Raw genomic sequence first — 17,556 nt, 5'->3', positions numbered from 1 at the left:
AAGGGCTCCATGTTGAAAACCCGCCTCATTCCCTGTCTCGATGTCGCTGATGGCCGTGTGGTCAAGGGCGTCAATTTTGTCGGCCTGCGTGACGCGGGCGACCCTGTTGAGGCCGCGCGCGCCTATGACGCCGCGGGCGCAGATGAAATCTGCTTCCTCGACATCCATGCCACGCACGAAAACCGGGGCACCATGTTTGATATGGTGCGTCGGACCGCCGAACAGTGTTTTGTGCCACTGACCGTAGGCGGTGGCGTGCGCACCAAAGACGACGTGCGCGCATTGCTGCTGTCCGGAGCCGACAAGGTCTCGTTCAACTCTGCTGCGGTGGCCAATCCCGATGTGATCTCGGAGAGCGCCGATCAGTTCGGCAGCCAGTGCATTGTCTGCGCCATTGACGCCAAAACCGTCTCTCCCGGCAAATGGGAGCTGTTCACGCACGGCGGACGCAAAGAGACCGGCATTGATGCGGTCGAATTTGCCAAACTGGTCGAAAAGAAGGGCGCCGGTGAAATCCTGCTGACCTCTATGGACCGTGACGGCACCAAGTCCGGCTTCAACCTCGATATGACCCGTGCGATTTCCGATGCCGTGAACATCCCCGTCATCGCCTCGGGCGGTGTTGGCAATCTGGATCACCTTGTCGAAGGCGTGACCAAGGGTGGGGCGTCAGCCGTGCTGGCGGCCTCGATCTTCCACTTCGGCGAATACACGGTGCAGGAAGCCAAAGACCATATGATCGCCGCCGGCATTCCGATGCGCGTTGACAGAAAGAGCATCGCATGAGTCTGCTGCACGATCTTGAAACCACCATCCTGTCCCGCAAAGGGGCGGATCCCGACAGCAGCTGGACCGCCAAACTTCTGGCCAAAGGCCCGGAAAAATGCGCCGAGAAATTTGGCGAAGAATCCATCGAGGCCATTATTGAGGCCATCAAGGACGACAAAGCCAAGCTCGCCTCTGAAGGGGCGGATGTGCTTTATCATTTCCTCGTCATGCTGGCGGCGCGCGACGTGGCGCTGGATGATGTACTGGCGGTGCTTGCCGAACGTCAGGGCCTGAGTGGCATTGCAGAAAAAGCCGCACGTCCGACATCCTGACCCTCATAAAAATGCGCCCGTGAGCAAAAGCTCCGGGCGCAAGGTATGGAACGAGGGACAGTGAAAAAGATCAGCGGCGGTTCCAGTGCCGCTGTCTGATTATGAATGTGGGGCTTTTTCGCCACGTTTAAAGGGCGCTCGCGTTTTTGTGATTTTTTTGGACCAGAAGTCGAAGCTCAAAAAGCAGGCAACTTCTTGCCCGTCCAAGAATTTCTCAACCTAAACAAAAGCTTACTTCCGCAACACGCCCGGCCAAGCGGCATCTGCGGATTGGATCATCTGCGACTGATCCCCATCCCACAACGCCTCGGCCCGTTCCGAGTGGAAGAAATACAGCTGCCCGTCTTCTATTTTCCAGGTCAGCGGGCTGCCTTCGGCCAGACGACCCTTTGCCATCGCATAGGCGCAGTAGCCGCCAAAACGGGGTTCATACTTGCGCGGACTGGCTTCGAAGGTTTTCAGGTTGGCCGCCGTGGCAAACTGCCACAAAGCCCCTTTCCACATCAGCGTGAAGGCAGGCAGCCCCACCAAAGGGCCGCTGGGGTCATGAAAAGAGACCGCGTCAAAACCGCCAAGCGCCAGGCCTTCTTCCTGCACATTTACCAGCGCCGCAGCTTGCTGGGCCTCTGCCCCAATGAAGCCACGCAGATCTAAACCCGGGTTTGCACTGGCCACCCCGCCCAAACACAGCACGCACAGAACTCCGGTCACACCTCGGGTCAGAGGGTGAAACAGGCGTCTGTTCGGTTTTGCCAGGTCTGTGGTGGTCAAGGGCACGTAAAGTCTCCGGTCAGCTGTGCAGGGCACGTAGGTAGGGCATATGGACAGAACAAATGGGCGGAAAGCCGCCCAAGGGTTCGCTTATCCAGACAATGCCGCTTGCTGCAACCGTGGAAAAGACGTGAAACGAGAATGTGAACGCTCTGTAACTCGGCTGTGATCTTGCAGCCCAGAGCGCGCTGCGCCGCCACAGAGCGGTCTCTCTCTTAGTCAAAGATGTCTTCGATCAGGTCGGCAACCTCGCCAAAGGATTTGCCTAACATCTTTTTCCAGCCGGATTTTTTCTTCTTCCCCTTCTTCCGCTTCATGGGTTTTTCCAACTGCGAAAGACCCGCGGGGATATTGTGAACACCGCGCGTATCGGGATGTTTGGCCCCCTTTTTGGGGGCCAGAGGACGTTGTTTCTGCGCTTTCAATGGTGCGCCGCAGGTCGCACAGACCAAAGTATGCAGCGCCTTGTCGGGCAGAAACGCCGACTCAACACCGCAATAACAGCAGGTAATGACCTTGCCTTTGGAAATGTTTTTGCGACCCACGTGTGTTCCCTTAGCCTCTTAGGGATGCATATAGGGCAATCGCCGCCGCATTTGAGACGTTGAGAGAACCAAACCCCCGTGCTGCGTCAATTTTGACCAGCTTGTCGACGGTTTCCTTGGTCTTTTGACGCAGGCCCGGGCCTTCTGCGCCCAGAACCAGCGCAACCGGGTCAGAGGTGCGCCCCGCAACCGCCTGTTCAATGGTCTCTTCCGCTTCACCATCCAGCCCCAGCACAAGGTAGCCCATATTCTGCAGTTCAACGATGGTGTCTGACAGGTTGCGCATCCGCAGGTAGGGCTGACGTTCCAGCGCGCCCGATGCGGTTTTGGCAAGTGCCCCGGTTTCCGGCGCAGAGTGGTGGCGCGTGCCAATCACGGCCGACGCGCCCAGCACCTCGGCCGACCGCAGAATCGCACCGACGTTATGCGGATCGGTCACACGGTCCAAAAGCAGCACGCGCGGCACCTCGGCGCCAATGCAGTTTTCGTCCAGCGACCCCCAGTTCAGCGGCTTCACTTCCAGCGCCGCGCCCTGATGGACAGAGCCGGGATCAATGGGGGGATTAAACTTGCGCGGGTCACAGACTTCGGGTTCCACACCCGAGGCAACAATCGCGTCTTCGAGTTTGCTCTGGGCGTTCAAGGTCACCATAAGACGCAGTTTTTCGCGTTTCGGGTTCATCAACGCGTCGCGCACCGCATGCAGACCAAACAGCCAGACGGTTTCCTTCGCCCCTGCCTTTTTGGCTTGTTCTTTTTCGATCACCCACTGCGGCTTTTTGTGGGGTTTCTTGGCGGGTGTCTTGCTCATTCCGGTCTCCGGCAAAATAAAATTGGCGTTCTGTGAAAAACTTTCGCTTTTCCTGTTGACGCCGGTTGGTGGCGCTAGTAATCACGCCTCCACATCAGGTGCAACAAACATCTGACAGTGGGCGACAGGCCGCAAGGTGTGGCAGGGGACTGTAACTCCCTCGCGGAGACGCACGCCTGGTTCGATTCCAGGGTCGCCCACCATCTCCCCCCCTCGCAATGCGAGGTAACGGGTTGAGATGAGTGGATTTTTCCAAACGAAAGCAAAATAAAGCAAACGCCCCTTCGGGCAGTGTTGCATAGTTTTTGACCTGCGACAAACCTTGATCCGCGCCTTGATCCGGGCTCTGTTTTTCTGCGATTTCGCCCCATTCACAGCGCGTCAGGCAGCCCAGAGACACCCCTCTCCGCACCCCTTATGGACCTTTCCCCGAAACCAAAAACGGCCCCGAAAAGGACCGTTTGGTTTGGATCTTCCAAAATTTGGGCGTGAAAACTGACGGTCGATGGTCAGGTCGCTTCGCTGGCGGAAATCGCAGATTCGATCCAGGCCAAAATCGGCTCCAGACGGCCCTCAATTTCTTCGGCCAGACCTTCGGAGAAGGATTGAAACGCCTCAAGGTTCATACCGTTCACGCCGGTCACGACCGGAATGTCCCGCGCCAACGCTTCTCCGATGACGGGGCGCATGCCGCGACCGAAGGCCTCGTGTTTGCCGAACTTGTTCACAACCAAAACCTGCGGCGCATCCTCATCGAGGCTCTGAGTGACCAGCCCCACCGCTTCTTCCAAGGCTTCGGGGTTCAGACGGCAGCCCTTGGACCCTTCACCCAGCGACTGCGAGATCCGAATGACGTGGTCGCCCGGCAGCACCCGCACATCCATGTCGCAAAGCGAACTGTCATAGCATTCGACATTGGTTTGAACGATGCCAACAGCACGAATACCGCGCGCCTCCAGCGCTTTGGCAAGTGCGCTCAGCAAGCGGTCAGTCTCTCCGCGCTCTTCGGTCATGACATAGGCAAGCTGCATGGTTTCGTCCTGTATTGCGTTCCCTGACGGCCAAGCTAGCGATTGGCGCGACGGGTTTCCAGTGGCACGTCATGCCGCCAGTGTCGCACATGGTGCCAGCCTTAGGTCCAGTTTGCCCCCAAATCCGGGCCAGCGAATTTTCCCCATTGACCGCGCCCCCTCCTGCCCCCTACCCCTAGGGCACGCAGGGGAGTCCCGCCAAGGGGACTGAGAGGCTGACGGGACATATGTCCGGTGATGCGACCCTTAGAACCTGACCCAGTTGACACTGGCGTAGGAAGCTAGGGACGCCCCGGAAGGCGCGCGTTCTGACATGGCACCATGCGTGCACCGGCCGTACACCCCTCGTACACCGGCGCGACATAAAACCGGGCTTGTCCGGACCGCATGGAGAGAGGCCCCCTCTCGCGCCGCTTTTCCTTTCGCTCACTCAACTGGTGTTGAAACCGAAGTGACCGGAGGAACACCAGATGAACCAACAAGACCGCACGCTTGCCCCCAAACCCGAAATCACCACGGGTGCGCTGCCTGCATCCCGCAAGATTTATGCGGCAGGCGAATTGCACCCCGACATTCGCGTACCCATGCGCGAGATTTCCACCCACCCCACCGCAGGCGAAGCGCCGCTGCCGGTCTATGACAGCTCGGGTGTTTACACGGACCCCGAGGTAGTGATCGACATTCAGGCCGGTCTGGCGACCAGCCGCGGCGATTGGGTCCGCGCTCGCGGCGATGTCGAAACCTACACCGGCCGCGACATTCAGCCCGCCGACAATGGTTTTGTCGACGGCGACCGTTTGGTGCCCGAGTTTCCGGTCAAACCCGCGCCGCTGCGCGGCAAAGACGGTGTTGCGCCGACACAACTGGCCTATGCCCGCGCCGGGATCATCACGGCAGAGATGGAATATGTCGCCATCCGCGAAAACCAGCTGCGCGAGACCTCGCCCTGTCACGGCGCGCGGGACGGTAATGATTTTGGCGCCAATATCCCCGATTATGTGACGCCGGAATTTGTCCGCGCTGAAATCGCCGCAGGCCGGGCCATTATCCCCGCCAATATCAACCACCCAGAGCTGGAGCCGATGATCATTGGCCGGAACTTCAAGGTGAAGATCAATGCGAATATGGGCACCTCTGCGGTGACGTCTTCAATGGAGGAAGAGGTCGACAAGCTGGTCTGGTCGATCCGCTGGGGCGCGGATACGGTGATGGATCTGTCCACCGGGCGCAATATTCACAACACCCGCGAATGGATCCTTCGCAACAGCCCTGTGCCGATTGGTACCGTACCGATCTATCAGGCGCTGGAAAAGGTGAACGGCATTGCCGAGGATCTGACCTGGGAGGTATTCCGCGACACGCTGATTGAACAGGCGGAACAGGGCGTGGATTATTTCACCATCCACGCAGGCGTGCGCCTGCATATGGTGCCGATGACCGCAAAGCGTGTGACCGGCATTGTGTCGCGTGGCGGGTCGATCATGGCCAAGTGGTGTCTGCATCACCACAAGGAGAGCTTCCTTTATGAACACTTCGACGAAATCTGCGACATCTGCCGCCAGTATGATGTGAGCTTCTCTCTGGGCGACGGGTTGCGCCCCGGATCGATTGCCGATGCCAATGACGAAGCGCAGTTTGCCGAACTCGAGACGCTGGGCGAACTGACCAAAATCGCCTGGGCCAAGGACTGTCAGGTGATGATCGAAGGCCCCGGTCATGTGGCCATGCACAAGATCAAAGAGAACATGGACAAGCAGCTGGAGTGCTGCCACGAGGCGCCGTTCTATACGCTGGGGCCGCTGACCACGGATATTGCGCCCGGATATGATCACATCACGTCTGGGATTGGAGCGGCGATGATCGGCTGGTTTGGCTGCGCCATGCTGTGCTATGTGACGCCGAAGGAACATCTGGGGCTTCCGGATCGGGACGACGTAAAAACCGGTGTGATCACCTATAAGATCGCCGCCCATGCGGCAGATTTGGCCAAAGGGCTGCCCGGCGCACAACGCCGCGATGACGCATTGTCGCGTGCCCGGTTTGAATTCCGCTGGGAAGATCAGTTCAATCTCTCGCTCGATCCTGAGACAGCGCGTGATTTTCATGATGAAACCCTGCCAAAAGAAGCGCATAAGGTGGCGCACTTCTGTTCGATGTGTGGGCCCAAGTTCTGCTCTATGCGGATTTCCCACGACATTCGGGCAGAGGCGCAGAAAGAAGGCTTTGCCAAGATGGCAGAAAAATTCCGCGAAGGCGGCGAACTCTACGTGCCCTTAAAGGAGGATGCGGTGTGATCACAATTGCAGGGGGCGGCCTTGCGGGGCTGTCCTGTGCCTACGAGCTGTTGCGGCGCGGCGCGCGCGTCACCGTTCTGGAACGCGCGCCCGCCCTTGGCACGTCCAGCGTGTCGCGCTTTGCGGGCGGCATGTTGGCGCCCTGGTGCGAAAGAGAAAGCGCAGAAGAGCAAGTGGTGACCCTTGGCCGCCGCGCCGTTGACTGGTGGGATCAGATCACGCCTGTCACCCGGCGCGGCACGCTGGTGGTGGCGCCCAGCCGCGACCGGGCAGAGCTGACACGCTTTGCCCGCCGCACCTCTGCCTACCAAGAAGTCAGCGGCGAGGTGGTGGCGGAACTGGAGCCAGCGCTGGCAGGACGGTTCAGCCAAGGTCTGTTCTTTGACCAAGAGGCCCATCTGGATCCGCGCCGCGCGGTTCTGGATCTGGCGGCCAAAGTGCAGGAGCTGGGCGCAGAGATCCGTCTGAACAGCGAGGCCACCGGCCCGGTCGATCTGGACTGCACCGGCATGGCAGCAGCACGCCCGCAACTGCGGCCTGTGCGCGGGGAGATGGCGTATCTGCGCTGCCCCGGCGTGGACATCACCCGCACCATCCGCCTGCTGCATCCGCGCATGCCGCTCTACCTCGTGCCGCGCGGCGATGGCATCTATATGATCGGCGCCACCATGATCGAAAGCGACAGCAACGGCCCTGTCACCCTGCGGTCGCTGATGGAAATGCTGGGCGCCGCCTACGCCCTGTCCCCCGGCTTTGCCGAGGCTGAAATTCTGGAAACCGGCGCGGGCCTGCGACCGGCCTTCCCCGACAACCTGCCCCGCCTCGAAGAGGCCGAGGGGCGGTTCTTCCTTAATGGTCTGTACCGCCACGGCTTTTTGCTGGCCCCTGCCATGGCCGAAGCCGCCGCAGACCGACTGCTTTCTGGAGAGAGATCATGAAGATCATTGTGAATTCCGAACCGCGCGAGGTTGCGGCAACGACGCTGTCTGACGCATTGGTCGAGCTGGGCTTTGCAGGTCCGGCCATGGCGACCGCGTTGAACGGCCAGTTCGTGGCCCGCGATGCGCGCGACGGCCAGTCCCTGAACGATGGCGACCGGCTCGAAGTGCTGGCGCCAATGCAGGGGGGCTGAGGGATGAAATTCTACGGAGAAGAGCTATCCTCGCGCCTGTTTCTGGGCACCGCGCAGTACCCTTCGCCCGCGATCCTGCAGGACGCGATCAAGGTCAGCCGGGCCGAGGTGATCACCGTATCGCTGCGCCGTGAAACCACCGGTGGCACGGGCGCCGCGTTTTGGGACCTGCTGCGTGATCTGGGCTGCCGCATTCTGCCCAACACAGCCGGTTGCCACAGCGTCCAAGAGGCCGTGACCACGGCGCAGATGGCACGCGAGATCTTTGGCACGCCCTGGATCAAGCTGGAGGTCATTGGCCATGGCGACAGCCTGCAGCCGGATGTCTTTGGTCTGGTCGAAGCCGCCAAGATCCTGACCGACGACGGGTTTCAGGTCTTTCCCTACACGACCGACGATCTGGTGGTGGGTGAGAAACTGATCGACGCGGGCTGCGAGGTGCTGATGCCCTGGGGGGCGCCCATTGGGTCCGGTCAGGGCCTGCGCAATCCCGATGCGCTGCGGGCGATGCGGGCGCATTTCCCCGATGTGCCGCTGGTCGTGGATGCGGGCATTGGCCGCCCGTCCGATGCGGCCGAAGCGATGGAGCTGGGCATGGATGCGGTGCTGTTGAACACCGCTGTGGCAAAGGCGGGCGATCCGGTGCAGATGGCGCGCGCCATGGCCGGTGCCGTGGATGCGGGCCGGGACGGTTTTCAAGCCGATCCGATGGAGCGCCGCGATATGGCGGTGCCCTCGACCCCGGTGCTGGGGCTGGCTGAATTTGGGCCAGAGTTTGGGGGGGAGTTCGAGTAATGACCAATCTTGAACGGTTTTATCTGATTGTCAGCGATGTCTCGCGGATCGAGCTGCTGGTGCCCCACGGTGTCAAACTGGTGCAGCTGCGCCTGAAAGATGCTAACGAGACCGAGGTCCGCCGCCAGATCACCCGCGCTCGGGACTTCTGCGCGGTCTATGGCTGCCAGCTTGTGGTCAATGACTATTGGCAGGCTGCAATCGACCTGCGCTGTGATTTTGTCCATTTGGGTCAAGAGGATATGGATGAGGCCGACCTGCCCGCCCTGCGTCGCGCAGGCATCCAGTTTGGCCTGTCGACCCATGACACAGCGGAACTGGATCGGGCCCTGGCCGCGAAACCCGCCTATGTCGCCCTTGGCCCTGTCTACGAGACGCAGCTGAAGAAAATGAAATGGGCCCCGCAGGGTCTGGACCGTGTCAAACGCTGGAAATCCATGGTCGGAGACACCCCGTTGGTCGCCATTGGCGGCCTGACTGTGGACCGGCTGGACGGCGTCTTTGAAGCCGGCGCCGACAGTGCGGCTGTGGTCAGCGACATCCAATTCGCCGAAGATCCCGAAGCCCGCACCCGAGCCTGGATTGACGCATGTCGGACCTGAGCATCTTTGCCCGCCAAACCCTGCTGCCGGAGGTTGGCCTGGAAGGTCAAGCCCGCCTGACGGCCGCCCATGTCCTAGTGGTCGGCGCGGGCGGTCTGGGCTGCCCGGTGCTGCAATATCTTGCAGCCGCGGGTGTGGGGAAGATCACCATTATGGACCCCGACCATGTGGAGCGGTCAAACCTGCATCGCCAGCCGCTTTATGGTCTGGACGACATTGGCCGCAGCAAGGCCGAGGCCGCCGCAGCACGTCTGCACTCCATGGGCGACACAAAGGTCACGGCGGATGTGCGCAAACTCGGGGCCAGCACCGCAACCGAGGCTGTGGCGCCGGTCGATCTGGTGGTTGACGCCGCTGACAGCTTTGCCGTGTCCTACATCCTGTCCGATGAATGTCTGGCGCAGGGCAAACCGCTGATTTCTGCCTCTGCCCTTGGGCTGCAAGGGTATGTGGGCGGGTTTTGCGGCGGCGCGCCGTCGCTGCGCGCGGTGTTCCCGGACCTGCCGGACCAGGCCGCGACCTGCGCCAGCGCGGGCGTTCTGGGACCGGTGGTGGGCACAATTGGCGCGCTTCAGGCGCAGATGGTTCTGGGCACGCTTCTGGGGTGGGATGACCCGACCCCGCTGGGGCAGATGATAATATTTGACCTCAAACGGTTTGTGCCATCCGTCTTCCGATTTGAAGGCGCGCCAGAACCCGAGACCACGTGGACGTTCCTGTCGCGCGCGGCCTTGGCGGATCAGCCGCAGGTCATTGAGCTGCGGCCAGACAGCGAATCCCCTGAAGCTGCAAGCCAGCATGCCGTAAGAGCTCTGCCAGAGGATATCGCGGCGGCAGCCATCGACCGGGATCAACCCGTCACCCTGTGCTGCCAAAGCGGCCTGCGGGCGTGGCGTGCAGGCCGCACCCTGGCCGCGCTTGGCCAGCAGCACATCACGCTGTTTGCTGCCGGTGCAGAATAGGCAAAAGGCTTAGCCCCTCGCCAACGGCGGCTAAGCGCGCAATAATGGGCGAACATGATCCTTAGAGAGCCGCCCAAGAAGCCCCATGGTCCGTCGTCATTACAACCTCCCGCCGCTCAATACCCTCGCCACGTTTGAGGCCGCTGCCCGCCACGGCAGCTTCAAAGAGGCTGCGGCCGAACTGTCGGTGACGCCGGGCGCGGTGAGCCATCAGGTCAAAGCGCTGGAAGAAGAGCTCGGCGCGCCCCTTTTCCACCGCCGTCACCGGGGCGTGGAACTGACCCATGCGGGCCAAAGCCTGCTGGGCACATTGTCGAGCGCCTTCGGGCAGATCTCGACCGGGCTTCAGGGGCTGCGCCAGAGCTCCATGCGGGAGGTTACAATTGGTGCAACCACGGCTATGGCGACACTGTGGCTTGCGCCTGCGCTCATGCGGTTCTGGCGTGTGCACCCTGACATAACCGTAAACCAGCTGGTACAGGACCGCCCCTTTGTCCTGTCACCGGAACTGGATATGTTCATCTGGTACGGCACCCTGCCAGATCCGCATCTTGGTCAGTTTCAACTGTTTCGGGATGAATTGGTGCCCGTAACCTCCCCTGCGCAGGCAGAGGAACTGCGCGAGGCCTCGGCTGCGGAGGTCGCAAAAGCGCCGCTGATCCATCAGGACTACAGACATCTGAGCTGGACCAACTGGAACAACTGGTTCGCAAATTTTGGCCATAAGACGGAAAACCTGCCGGGGCGGCGGGTGAACAACTATTCCATCGCCCTTCTCGCCGCGCAGGACGGTCAGGGACTGGCCCTTGGCTGGCGCCGACTGGTGGCACCGCTGCTGGCCAGCGGAGAACTGGTGGCGCTGGATCATCTGAGCCAACGCGCGCCAGAGACCTTTTATCTGATCTGCAAACCAGATGAAGAGCTCTCTCCAAGCGCGCGCGACCTGCGGGACTGGCTGGTGGCAGAGGCCGGCCTGCAAACCCAGCAGAGATTTTGATTCACCCCGTATCTGAGGTGAATGCTGCGGGTGCAAACAGGCCATCCACGGTCAATTTCCAGTAAACCGTCAAGTATTTGCAAGTTTTCGGCAGCTGACCACCCATTAAGGTGAATGCAGCTCACCCCAAGGTGAGTTTTTTGGCCATTGTACATGGGGCCGACGCAGGGGAAATTGCTGCGATCAAATTCACCTGAAGGCATGAGATAAAACTATGCGCACAGAAGCCAAAGCCGTCGTCATCGGCGGCGGGGTCATCGGTTGTTCGATCCTGTACCACCTGACAAAACTCGGCTGGTCCGATGTTGTCCTCCTGGAACGTGACGAGCTGACCTCCGGCTCGACCTGGCACGCGGCCGCGAACATTCACGGTCTGCACGACAGCACCAACATCAGCCGCATCCAGCACTACACCATGAACCTCTACAAAGAGCTCGAGCTGGAAACCGGCCAGGGCTGTGGTGTGTTCCAGCCCGGTTCGCTGTATCTGGCACAAACCGATGAGCGCGTGCACCAGCTGCGCCTGCAGGCCGCCAAAGCCAAGCTCTATGGTATGAACTTCTACGAGATTTCCATCGAGGAAGCGCAGAAGAAAAACCCGCTGGTGAACTATGAAGGCATCAAATGCGTGATGTTCGAACCCGATGGCGGCAACGTTGACCCGTCGGGCGTGACCAACGCATATGCTGTTGGCGCACGTAAAGCCGGCGCAGAGATCCACCGCTTCACGCCGGTCACCGCGACCGAACAGCAGGAAGACGGCAGCTGGATCGTTAAAACCCCCAAAGGCGACATCAAAACCGACTGGGTTGTGAACGCAGCTGGCCTCTGGGGTCGTGAAGTTGCTGCGCTGGCCGGTCTGGAACTGCCGCTGCAGCCGACCGAGCACCAGTATTTCGTCACCGAGACCATCGACGAGGTCAAAAACGCAGGCCGCCGCCTGCCCTCCGTGTCGGACCGTGACGGCGAATACTACCTGCGTCAGGAAGGCGACGGCCTGCTGGTTGGCGCCTATGAACGTGACATGAAGTTCTGGGCCGAAGACGGCACCCCGCTGGACTTTGCCCACGATCTGTTCCCCGATGACCTTGAACGCATCGAAGAGAACATGATGAACGCCATCGAACGTCTGCCGGTTGTCGGCGAGGCGGGCATCAAGCGCGTCATCAACGGCCCGATGATCTGGTCCCCGGATTCGAACGTTCTGTTTGGCCCGGTTCCTGAAATGGACGGCTACTTCTGCTGTAACGGCATTATCCCCGGCTTCTCCCAATCCGGCGGCATGGGCCTGATGGCAGCGCAGTGGATCATCGAAGGCGAAACCGAATACGACATGTTCGCATGGGACGTGGCCCGTTTCGACACTTGGGCGACCAAGGAATTCACCAAAGCCCGTGTTGAGGATCAATACGCGCACCGCTTCTCCATCCACTTCCCCAATGAGGAACGCTCTGCCGGTCGTCCCGCACGTGTGCGTCCGATCTATGAGATGCAGAAGGAAATGGGCGCGGTCTTTGGTCTGAACGCAGGCTGGGAACACCCGCTGTGGTTCGCGGATGCGCCGGGCGCAGCCGACACCAACGGTTTCACCCGTCAGAACTGGTTTGAACCGGTTGGCAACGAATGCCGCATGCTGCGCGACCGCGCAGGTATCATCGACATTTCGAACTTTGCCAAATACCGCTGTAAAGGCGAAGGCGCGGCAGAGTGGCTGAACAAAGTGTTCGCCAACAACATGCCGAAGGCCGTTGGCCGCTCCTGCCTGACCCCGCTGATCTCCAAGCGTGGCGGTATCGCTGGTGATTTCACCGTGACCCGCGTCGCCGAGGACGAATTCTGGATCATCGGTTCCGGCATGGCGGAACGCTACCACAAGCGTTTCTTCAAAGAGGTTGCACTGCCGGAAGGCACCACCTTCGAAAGCCACACCGAAGCCATGTGCGGTTTCAACGTCGCTGGCCCGAAATCCCGCGACCTGCTGCAGCGCCTGACAAATGCGTCGCTGGCCACCGAAGACTTCCCGTTCATGCGGTCGAAAATGATCGAACTGGCGGGTGTAGAGGTTCTGGCCCTGCGCGTCTCCTTCACCGGGGATCTTGGCTGGGAACTGCACTGTAAAACCGAAGATCAGGCGAAACTGTACGCTGCCCTTCTGGAAGCAGGCAAAGAGTTCGACGCAGGCCCCGTTGGCGGCCGTGCGCTGATGTCCATGCGTGTGGAAAAAGGCTATGGCTCCTGGAGCCGCGAATACAGCCCTGAGTACTTCCCGCAGGAAGTGGGTCTGGACCGTCTGTGCAAGATGGACAAAGACTTCCTCAACAAAGACGCCGCCGAGAAGGTGTTGGCTGACGCCCCGCGCGAAGAGCTGGTCCTGCTGCACATCGACGAGGCCGCTGTGACCGCATCCAACGCGGACGCAACGGGTGGCGAGCCGATCTTTAAAGACGGGATCGGCATTGGCCGCGTGACCTCTGGCACCTACGGCTACACCGTCGGCATGTCGCTGGCGCTGGGTTACGTGAAAGGTGCCAAGCCCGGTGATGAGGTCGAGGTCATGGTTCTGGGCCAGCCGCACAAGGCCGTGATCCTGTCCGAGCCGCCGTTCGATCCCAAAGGCGAACGCCTGCGCGCCTGATCCTCAGGTCCACCAGAATAAACGAAGGGGCGGGTTTTCCCGCCCCTTTGCTGTTTAGACCAGACTGATCAGCGTCTCACATAGCTTCTGCGGATCATAGCGCAGCGGGTTATCCCCGGTCAGGTCCAGACGCAGGCAGGGAAGACCGGTTCGCGCTGTCACCTCTTTGGTCGCGTCTTCCGAGGTGCTGAGGTCGCAGAGTATATGGGTCAGCACACGATCTGGATTGCTGGCTGCGCCTGCATCCCGCAACAGGGGCGCCAGAAGGGCGTCGACCTGATCCGCAAGGCTGAGGCCAAGGGCCTCTGGGTCGTCGCCAAGGCTGGGGACATAAACTTTGGGCAGATCCCGCGCGGCAATGGCCCGGCCGACCCCTGCGGGCAGCAGATTGGCGATCACACTGGAAAACAGCGACCCCGGCGGGTAGCAGATCAGATCCGCCTGACTGACAAGCTTCTGGTTTCGCTTTGACAGGGGCACGGCCTCTGCCGCCAGCTCCTGCTTACCATCACTTAAGAACAGCCGCCGTATGGCGCTGTTTAGCGGCGGGACTTCTTTCCCGCTCAGCTGGCGCTGACCGATCACCTGACGCCCATCCTCCAGATCCGCACCGAGTTGTAGATTGCGGTCCACCACGGCCCGCACAGTGCCGCGCACATCGACCATTTTGGACATCAGAAACAACACAGGTTCCAGCTGGCGATCATTGCTGAGGTAGCCACCGGCCAGGATCAGATTGCCGATCGAGGCATTTCGATAGTCGAACTCAACCGGGGCCGCCTTGATGAATGCTGTCAGAAAGGCGCAGATCAGCATTCGCATCGGCTGCGAAATCGCCTTGGTCAACGGGTGGCGACCTTCGACCATTTCATCCACTTCTGCACGCAGGGCCGCCTGCCCGCCCTCCTTTGGGAAGCGGTGGGAAAACAGCGCATAGATATCCGGCTGCCCCAGTTCCGTTTCATCAGCCAGCGCCATGAGCCGCGACCGCAGATCCCCCACCGCAGGCATATCAAAGGCCTCGCGCAGAACTTGCGAGGAGCCGCCGGAATCAAACGGGGTGATCATGTGGATCGAGTTATAGCTGTACCGCTTGAGCTGCCGCGACACGCCGTTCAGGGCACTGCCGCCGCTGAAGAACAAAATCCGTGGCCCAAGGTGCGGCGCAGAAAGCGCGCGCGACACGCGCAGGTCATCCGGCAGCCGGGCTTCGCGCTGAATGCGGATTTTGCTCATCTTGGGCACACCTCAGAAATCCAATGTGGGCAAAGGCCTGAGACCTCGCGGAAAACTGGCGCAGGCATAGACTGTTTCCCCCGCCCTGACACCATTCATTGCGCAATGGGGCAAAAAACAAAGGGAAATCCGCCGAGTCGATGCCGCAAAAGAAAAACGCGGCGCAAAACTGCACCGCGTTTCGAATAGCTATTGAGCAATGGCTTAGCGCTTGGGACGACGGGGGGCATCGAAACCTGCACCCGGCTTGCGCGGCTTACCACCGGGCTTACCCGCAGGTTTGCCACCAGGCTTGCCGGAGAATTTGCCAGCAGGCTTGCCGCCCGGTTTGCCAGAAGGCTTGCCGCCCGGCTTACCGAAGCGACCAGCCAGTTTCACGCCCGGATCGCTGGCGCCTGCGCGGTGCTTGCTGGCCGGTTTGTCATAGGATTTAGCTGCCGGTTTCGCCTTGGCCGGTTTGGCTTCGACGTTCGGATCGCCCATCTCGGAGGGATGCGGCTTGCGGGGTTTGGGTTTGCGATCGAAATCATCGCTGCCTTTGCGGTGCGGTTTCGGACGATCAAATTTGTCGCCACCAAAGCGGTCATCGCGCTTGCCACCGAAGTTGTCGTCCCGTTTGCCGCCGAACTTACCGCCCGGTTTGCCGCCTGAACGGTCCCCAAACTTACCCCCCTTGCGCGGCGGCGGGCCTTTCGGCAGGTCGGGGGCTTTGTCCAGCAGGGTTGCCTTGATGTTGTCTTCCAGCACGCCATTGTCCAGCGCGTCAATGAAGCCCTGAACCTTGGATTCAGAGAGTTCGAGGAAGGTCTCATTGTCCTGCACACGGATCGCGCCAATGGCGTTTTTGTCGATCTGACCGGCACGGCAGATCAGCGGCAGCAGCCAGCGGGGTTCTGCGCGTTCATCGCGACCCACAGACAGAGAGAACCAGCGGCTCGGTCCGAAGTCCTTGATCTCGCGCGGTTTACGCTCGGGACGCTCTTCCGGCGCGCGCAGCTCTTCGGGGGCCGCGTGGCGGGATTGGTACAGGCGCAGGTAGGCGGCTGCGATGGTTTCTGCCGAATGCTGCTCCAACAGTTTCGCAGCAAAATTCGCCTCGTCCTCGGACACGGCCTCGGACCAGACAGGATCAGCCAGCAGGCGTTCTTCGTCTTTGGCTTTGATCTCATCCGCAGACGGCGCGGTGCCCCACTCCGCAGAGAGTTTTGCCCAATGCAGCAGGCGTTCGGCTTTCTTGGTCGCCTTGGGCGGCACGATCAGCGCGGAAATCCCCTTGCGGCCCGCGCGGCCCGTCCGGCCAGAGCGGTGCAGCAGGGTTTCCTGGTTTGTCGGCAGCTCGGCGTGGATCACCAGCGTCAGGTTCGGCAGGTCGATCCCGCGCGCAGCCACGTCAGTTGCCACGCAGACCTTGGCACGGCCATCGCGCATGGCTTGCAGGGCGTGGCTGCGTTCGTTCTGGCTCAGTTCGCCCGACAGGCTGACCGTGGACAGGCCCCGGTTCGACAGGCGCGCGGTCAGATGGTTTACCGAGGCGCGGGTGTTGGCAAAGATGATCGCGGTTTCATCGCCATGGTAACGCAGCAGGTTGAAGATGGCGTTTTCGGTGTCAGATTGGGACACACGCAGCGCCTGATAGGAAATGTCAGAGTGCTGCTCGGCCTTGTTGATGGTGCTGATGCGCAGCGCGTCGTTCTGGAACTTCTGCGCAAGCTTGGCAATCATCGGCGGCACTGTGGCCGAGAACAAGAGCGTGCGGCGCTCTTCGGGGGCTTCGCCCAGCATGAATTCCAGATCATCGCGGAAGCCAAGGTCCAGCATTTCGTCCGCTTCGTCCAGTACCACAGCGCGGATATCGGACAGATCCAAAGAGCCGCGTTCAATGTGGTCGCGCAGGCGGCCGGGGGTGCCCACAACAATATGTGCACCGCGTTCGAGCGAGCGGCGTTCATTGCGCATATCCATGCCACCCACACAGGAGGTCACAATCGCACCGGTCTTCTCATAGAGCCACTTCAGTTCGCGCATGACCTGAAACGCCAGTTCGCGGGTCGGTGCAACCACCAGGGCCAGCGGCGCAGCCGCGCGGTCAAAACGGTCTTGATCGCCCAGCAGCGTCGGCGCGATGGCAATCCCAAAGCCCACCGTCTTGCCCGAACCGGTCTGCGCAGATACCAGCAGGTCCTTCTCCACGATGTCCGGCGCGCCAACGGCCTCTTGGACGGGTGTCAAAGTGTCATATCCGCGCTCAGCAAGCGCCTCGGAGAGGGGGGTGATCATGGTCGAAATCCTGGGAACAATGCGGCGCAAAGGGCCGGGTGGGGCACGAGAGGCCGCGAAAGATCCGCGTCACTAACGGAAAGCGTCCAAGAAGTATATAGGCAATCGCCTTAGAATGCAGCTTTTTCGTCGCATAGCTGCCTTGCGTTCAAAGCGCGTGGCCAAATCGGGGACGCTGCGCCTGCGGATGCGGGCTGACGCCGCGCCCCCGGTTTGGGGACAGCCACCTTGCTCACAAGAAAGGCCGAGAACGTGGCGACATTCGCGGTCATCGTGCACGCCTCTTCTAAATGGGGGTCTTTATCTATGCGATGAGGATGGCAGCCCCTACCCGCCGCCCCCCCTGCGCAGAGCGCGGCGCTGGGTGG

General features: G+C 60.8%; 15 protein-coding genes and 1 tRNA gene. 11 read left to right on the top strand and 5 right to left on the bottom strand.

Annotation, left to right across the window (positions count from 1 at the left end):
* Positions 1–9 precede the first annotated feature (9 nt).
* Both hisF and TRM7557_RS13790 read left to right on the top strand, forming a co-directional pair.
* Positions 10–786 (top strand): imidazole glycerol phosphate synthase subunit HisF, encoded by a 777-nt coding sequence (gene hisF, locus TRM7557_RS13795; protein ID WP_058290811.1) that lies wholly within the window; start codon positions 10–12, stop codon positions 784–786.
* Positions 783–1,100, top strand: coding sequence for a phosphoribosyl-ATP diphosphatase (locus TRM7557_RS13790; protein ID WP_058290810.1), 318 nt, complete (start codon positions 783–785; stop codon positions 1,098–1,100). Before hisF ends, TRM7557_RS13790 begins: the two co-directional genes overlap by 4 nt.
* 231 nt (positions 1,101–1,331) lie before the next feature.
* Here the strand turns inward: TRM7557_RS13790 and TRM7557_RS13785 are convergent, their stop codons facing one another.
* Positions 1,332–1,871: a YHS domain-containing (seleno)protein gene (locus tag TRM7557_RS13785; RefSeq protein WP_083401111.1), complete on the bottom strand. Its 540-nt coding sequence runs from the start codon at positions 1,869–1,871 to the stop codon at positions 1,332–1,334.
* A 555-nt stretch (positions 1,872–2,426) separates the two neighbouring features.
* On the bottom strand, positions 2,427–3,227 hold the full coding sequence (gene rlmB, locus TRM7557_RS13775) for a 23S rRNA (guanosine(2251)-2'-O)-methyltransferase RlmB (RefSeq protein ID WP_058290807.1): 801 nt from the start codon (positions 3,225–3,227) through the stop codon (positions 2,427–2,429).
* 119 nt (positions 3,228–3,346) lie between these two features.
* Here rlmB and TRM7557_RS20070 point away from each other — a divergent pair.
* Positions 3,347–3,430: transfer RNA gene (locus tag TRM7557_RS20070), tRNA-Tyr, on the top strand.
* Positions 3,431–3,736: 306 nt separating this feature from the next.
* Here TRM7557_RS20070 and TRM7557_RS13770 read toward each other — a convergent pair.
* Complete coding sequence (locus TRM7557_RS13770) at positions 3,737–4,258, bottom strand: DUF2478 domain-containing protein (protein ID WP_058290806.1); 522 nt, start codon at positions 4,256–4,258, stop codon at positions 3,737–3,739.
* Positions 4,259–4,728: 470 nt separating this feature from the next.
* Between TRM7557_RS13770 and thiC the strand changes: the two genes are divergently transcribed.
* The 8 genes from thiC (at position 4,729) to TRM7557_RS13730 (ending at position 13,675) form a co-directional block, all read left to right on the top strand.
* On the top strand, positions 4,729–6,552 hold the full coding sequence (gene thiC, locus TRM7557_RS13765) for a phosphomethylpyrimidine synthase ThiC (protein ID WP_058290805.1): 1,824 nt from the start codon (positions 4,729–4,731) through the stop codon (positions 6,550–6,552).
* The gene (thiO, locus tag TRM7557_RS13760) at positions 6,549–7,490 is read left to right on the top strand and encodes a glycine oxidase ThiO (protein ID WP_058290804.1); all 942 of its coding nucleotides are present in this window, start codon (positions 6,549–6,551) and stop codon (positions 7,488–7,490) included. Before thiC ends, thiO begins: the two co-directional genes overlap by 4 nt.
* Positions 7,487–7,684 (top strand): sulfur carrier protein ThiS, encoded by a 198-nt coding sequence (thiS, locus tag TRM7557_RS13755; RefSeq protein ID WP_058290803.1) that lies wholly within the window; start codon positions 7,487–7,489, stop codon positions 7,682–7,684. Before thiO ends, thiS begins: the two co-directional genes overlap by 4 nt.
* A 3-nt stretch (positions 7,685–7,687) precedes the next feature.
* Positions 7,688–8,479 carry a thiazole synthase gene (locus TRM7557_RS13750; RefSeq protein ID WP_058290802.1) on the top strand — a complete coding sequence of 264 codons (792 nt, stop codon included), beginning with the start codon at positions 7,688–7,690 and terminating at the stop codon, positions 8,477–8,479.
* Complete coding sequence (locus TRM7557_RS13745) at positions 8,479–9,081, top strand: thiamine phosphate synthase (RefSeq protein ID WP_058290801.1); 603 nt, start codon at positions 8,479–8,481, stop codon at positions 9,079–9,081. Before TRM7557_RS13750 ends, TRM7557_RS13745 begins: the two co-directional genes overlap by 1 nt.
* A complete protein-coding gene (locus TRM7557_RS13740; protein WP_328586551.1) occupies positions 9,069–10,043 on the top strand; it encodes a HesA/MoeB/ThiF family protein in 975 nt (324 codons plus the stop codon). The genes TRM7557_RS13745 and TRM7557_RS13740 overlap by 13 nt, the downstream gene beginning before the upstream one ends.
* 85 nt (positions 10,044–10,128) lie before the next feature.
* Complete coding sequence (locus tag TRM7557_RS13735; protein ID WP_058290800.1) at positions 10,129–11,040, top strand: LysR substrate-binding domain-containing protein; 912 nt, start codon at positions 10,129–10,131, stop codon at positions 11,038–11,040.
* A gap of 214 nt (positions 11,041–11,254) precedes the next feature.
* Entirely contained in the window at positions 11,255–13,675 is a 2,421-nt protein-coding gene (locus TRM7557_RS13730) for a GcvT family protein (protein ID WP_058290799.1), read from the top strand.
* Positions 13,676–13,729: 54 nt separating this feature from the next.
* Here the strand turns inward: TRM7557_RS13730 and TRM7557_RS13725 are convergent, their stop codons facing one another.
* Positions 13,730–14,911, bottom strand: coding sequence for a GAK system CofD-like protein (locus tag TRM7557_RS13725; protein WP_058290798.1), 1,182 nt, complete (start codon positions 14,909–14,911; stop codon positions 13,730–13,732).
* Between the two features lie 204 nt (positions 14,912–15,115).
* On the bottom strand, positions 15,116–17,188 hold the full coding sequence (locus TRM7557_RS13720; protein ID WP_058290797.1) for a DEAD/DEAH box helicase: 2,073 nt from the start codon (positions 17,186–17,188) through the stop codon (positions 15,116–15,118).
* Positions 17,189–17,556: the final 368 nt, after the last annotated feature.

Origin of the sequence: Tritonibacter multivorans, assembly GCF_001458415.1 — a bacterium.
Lineage (GTDB): Bacteria > Pseudomonadota > Alphaproteobacteria > Rhodobacterales > Rhodobacteraceae > Epibacterium > Epibacterium multivorans.
The sequence above is the reverse complement of the archived record's forward strand: the minus strand, read 5'-3'. Positions and strand labels throughout refer to the sequence as shown.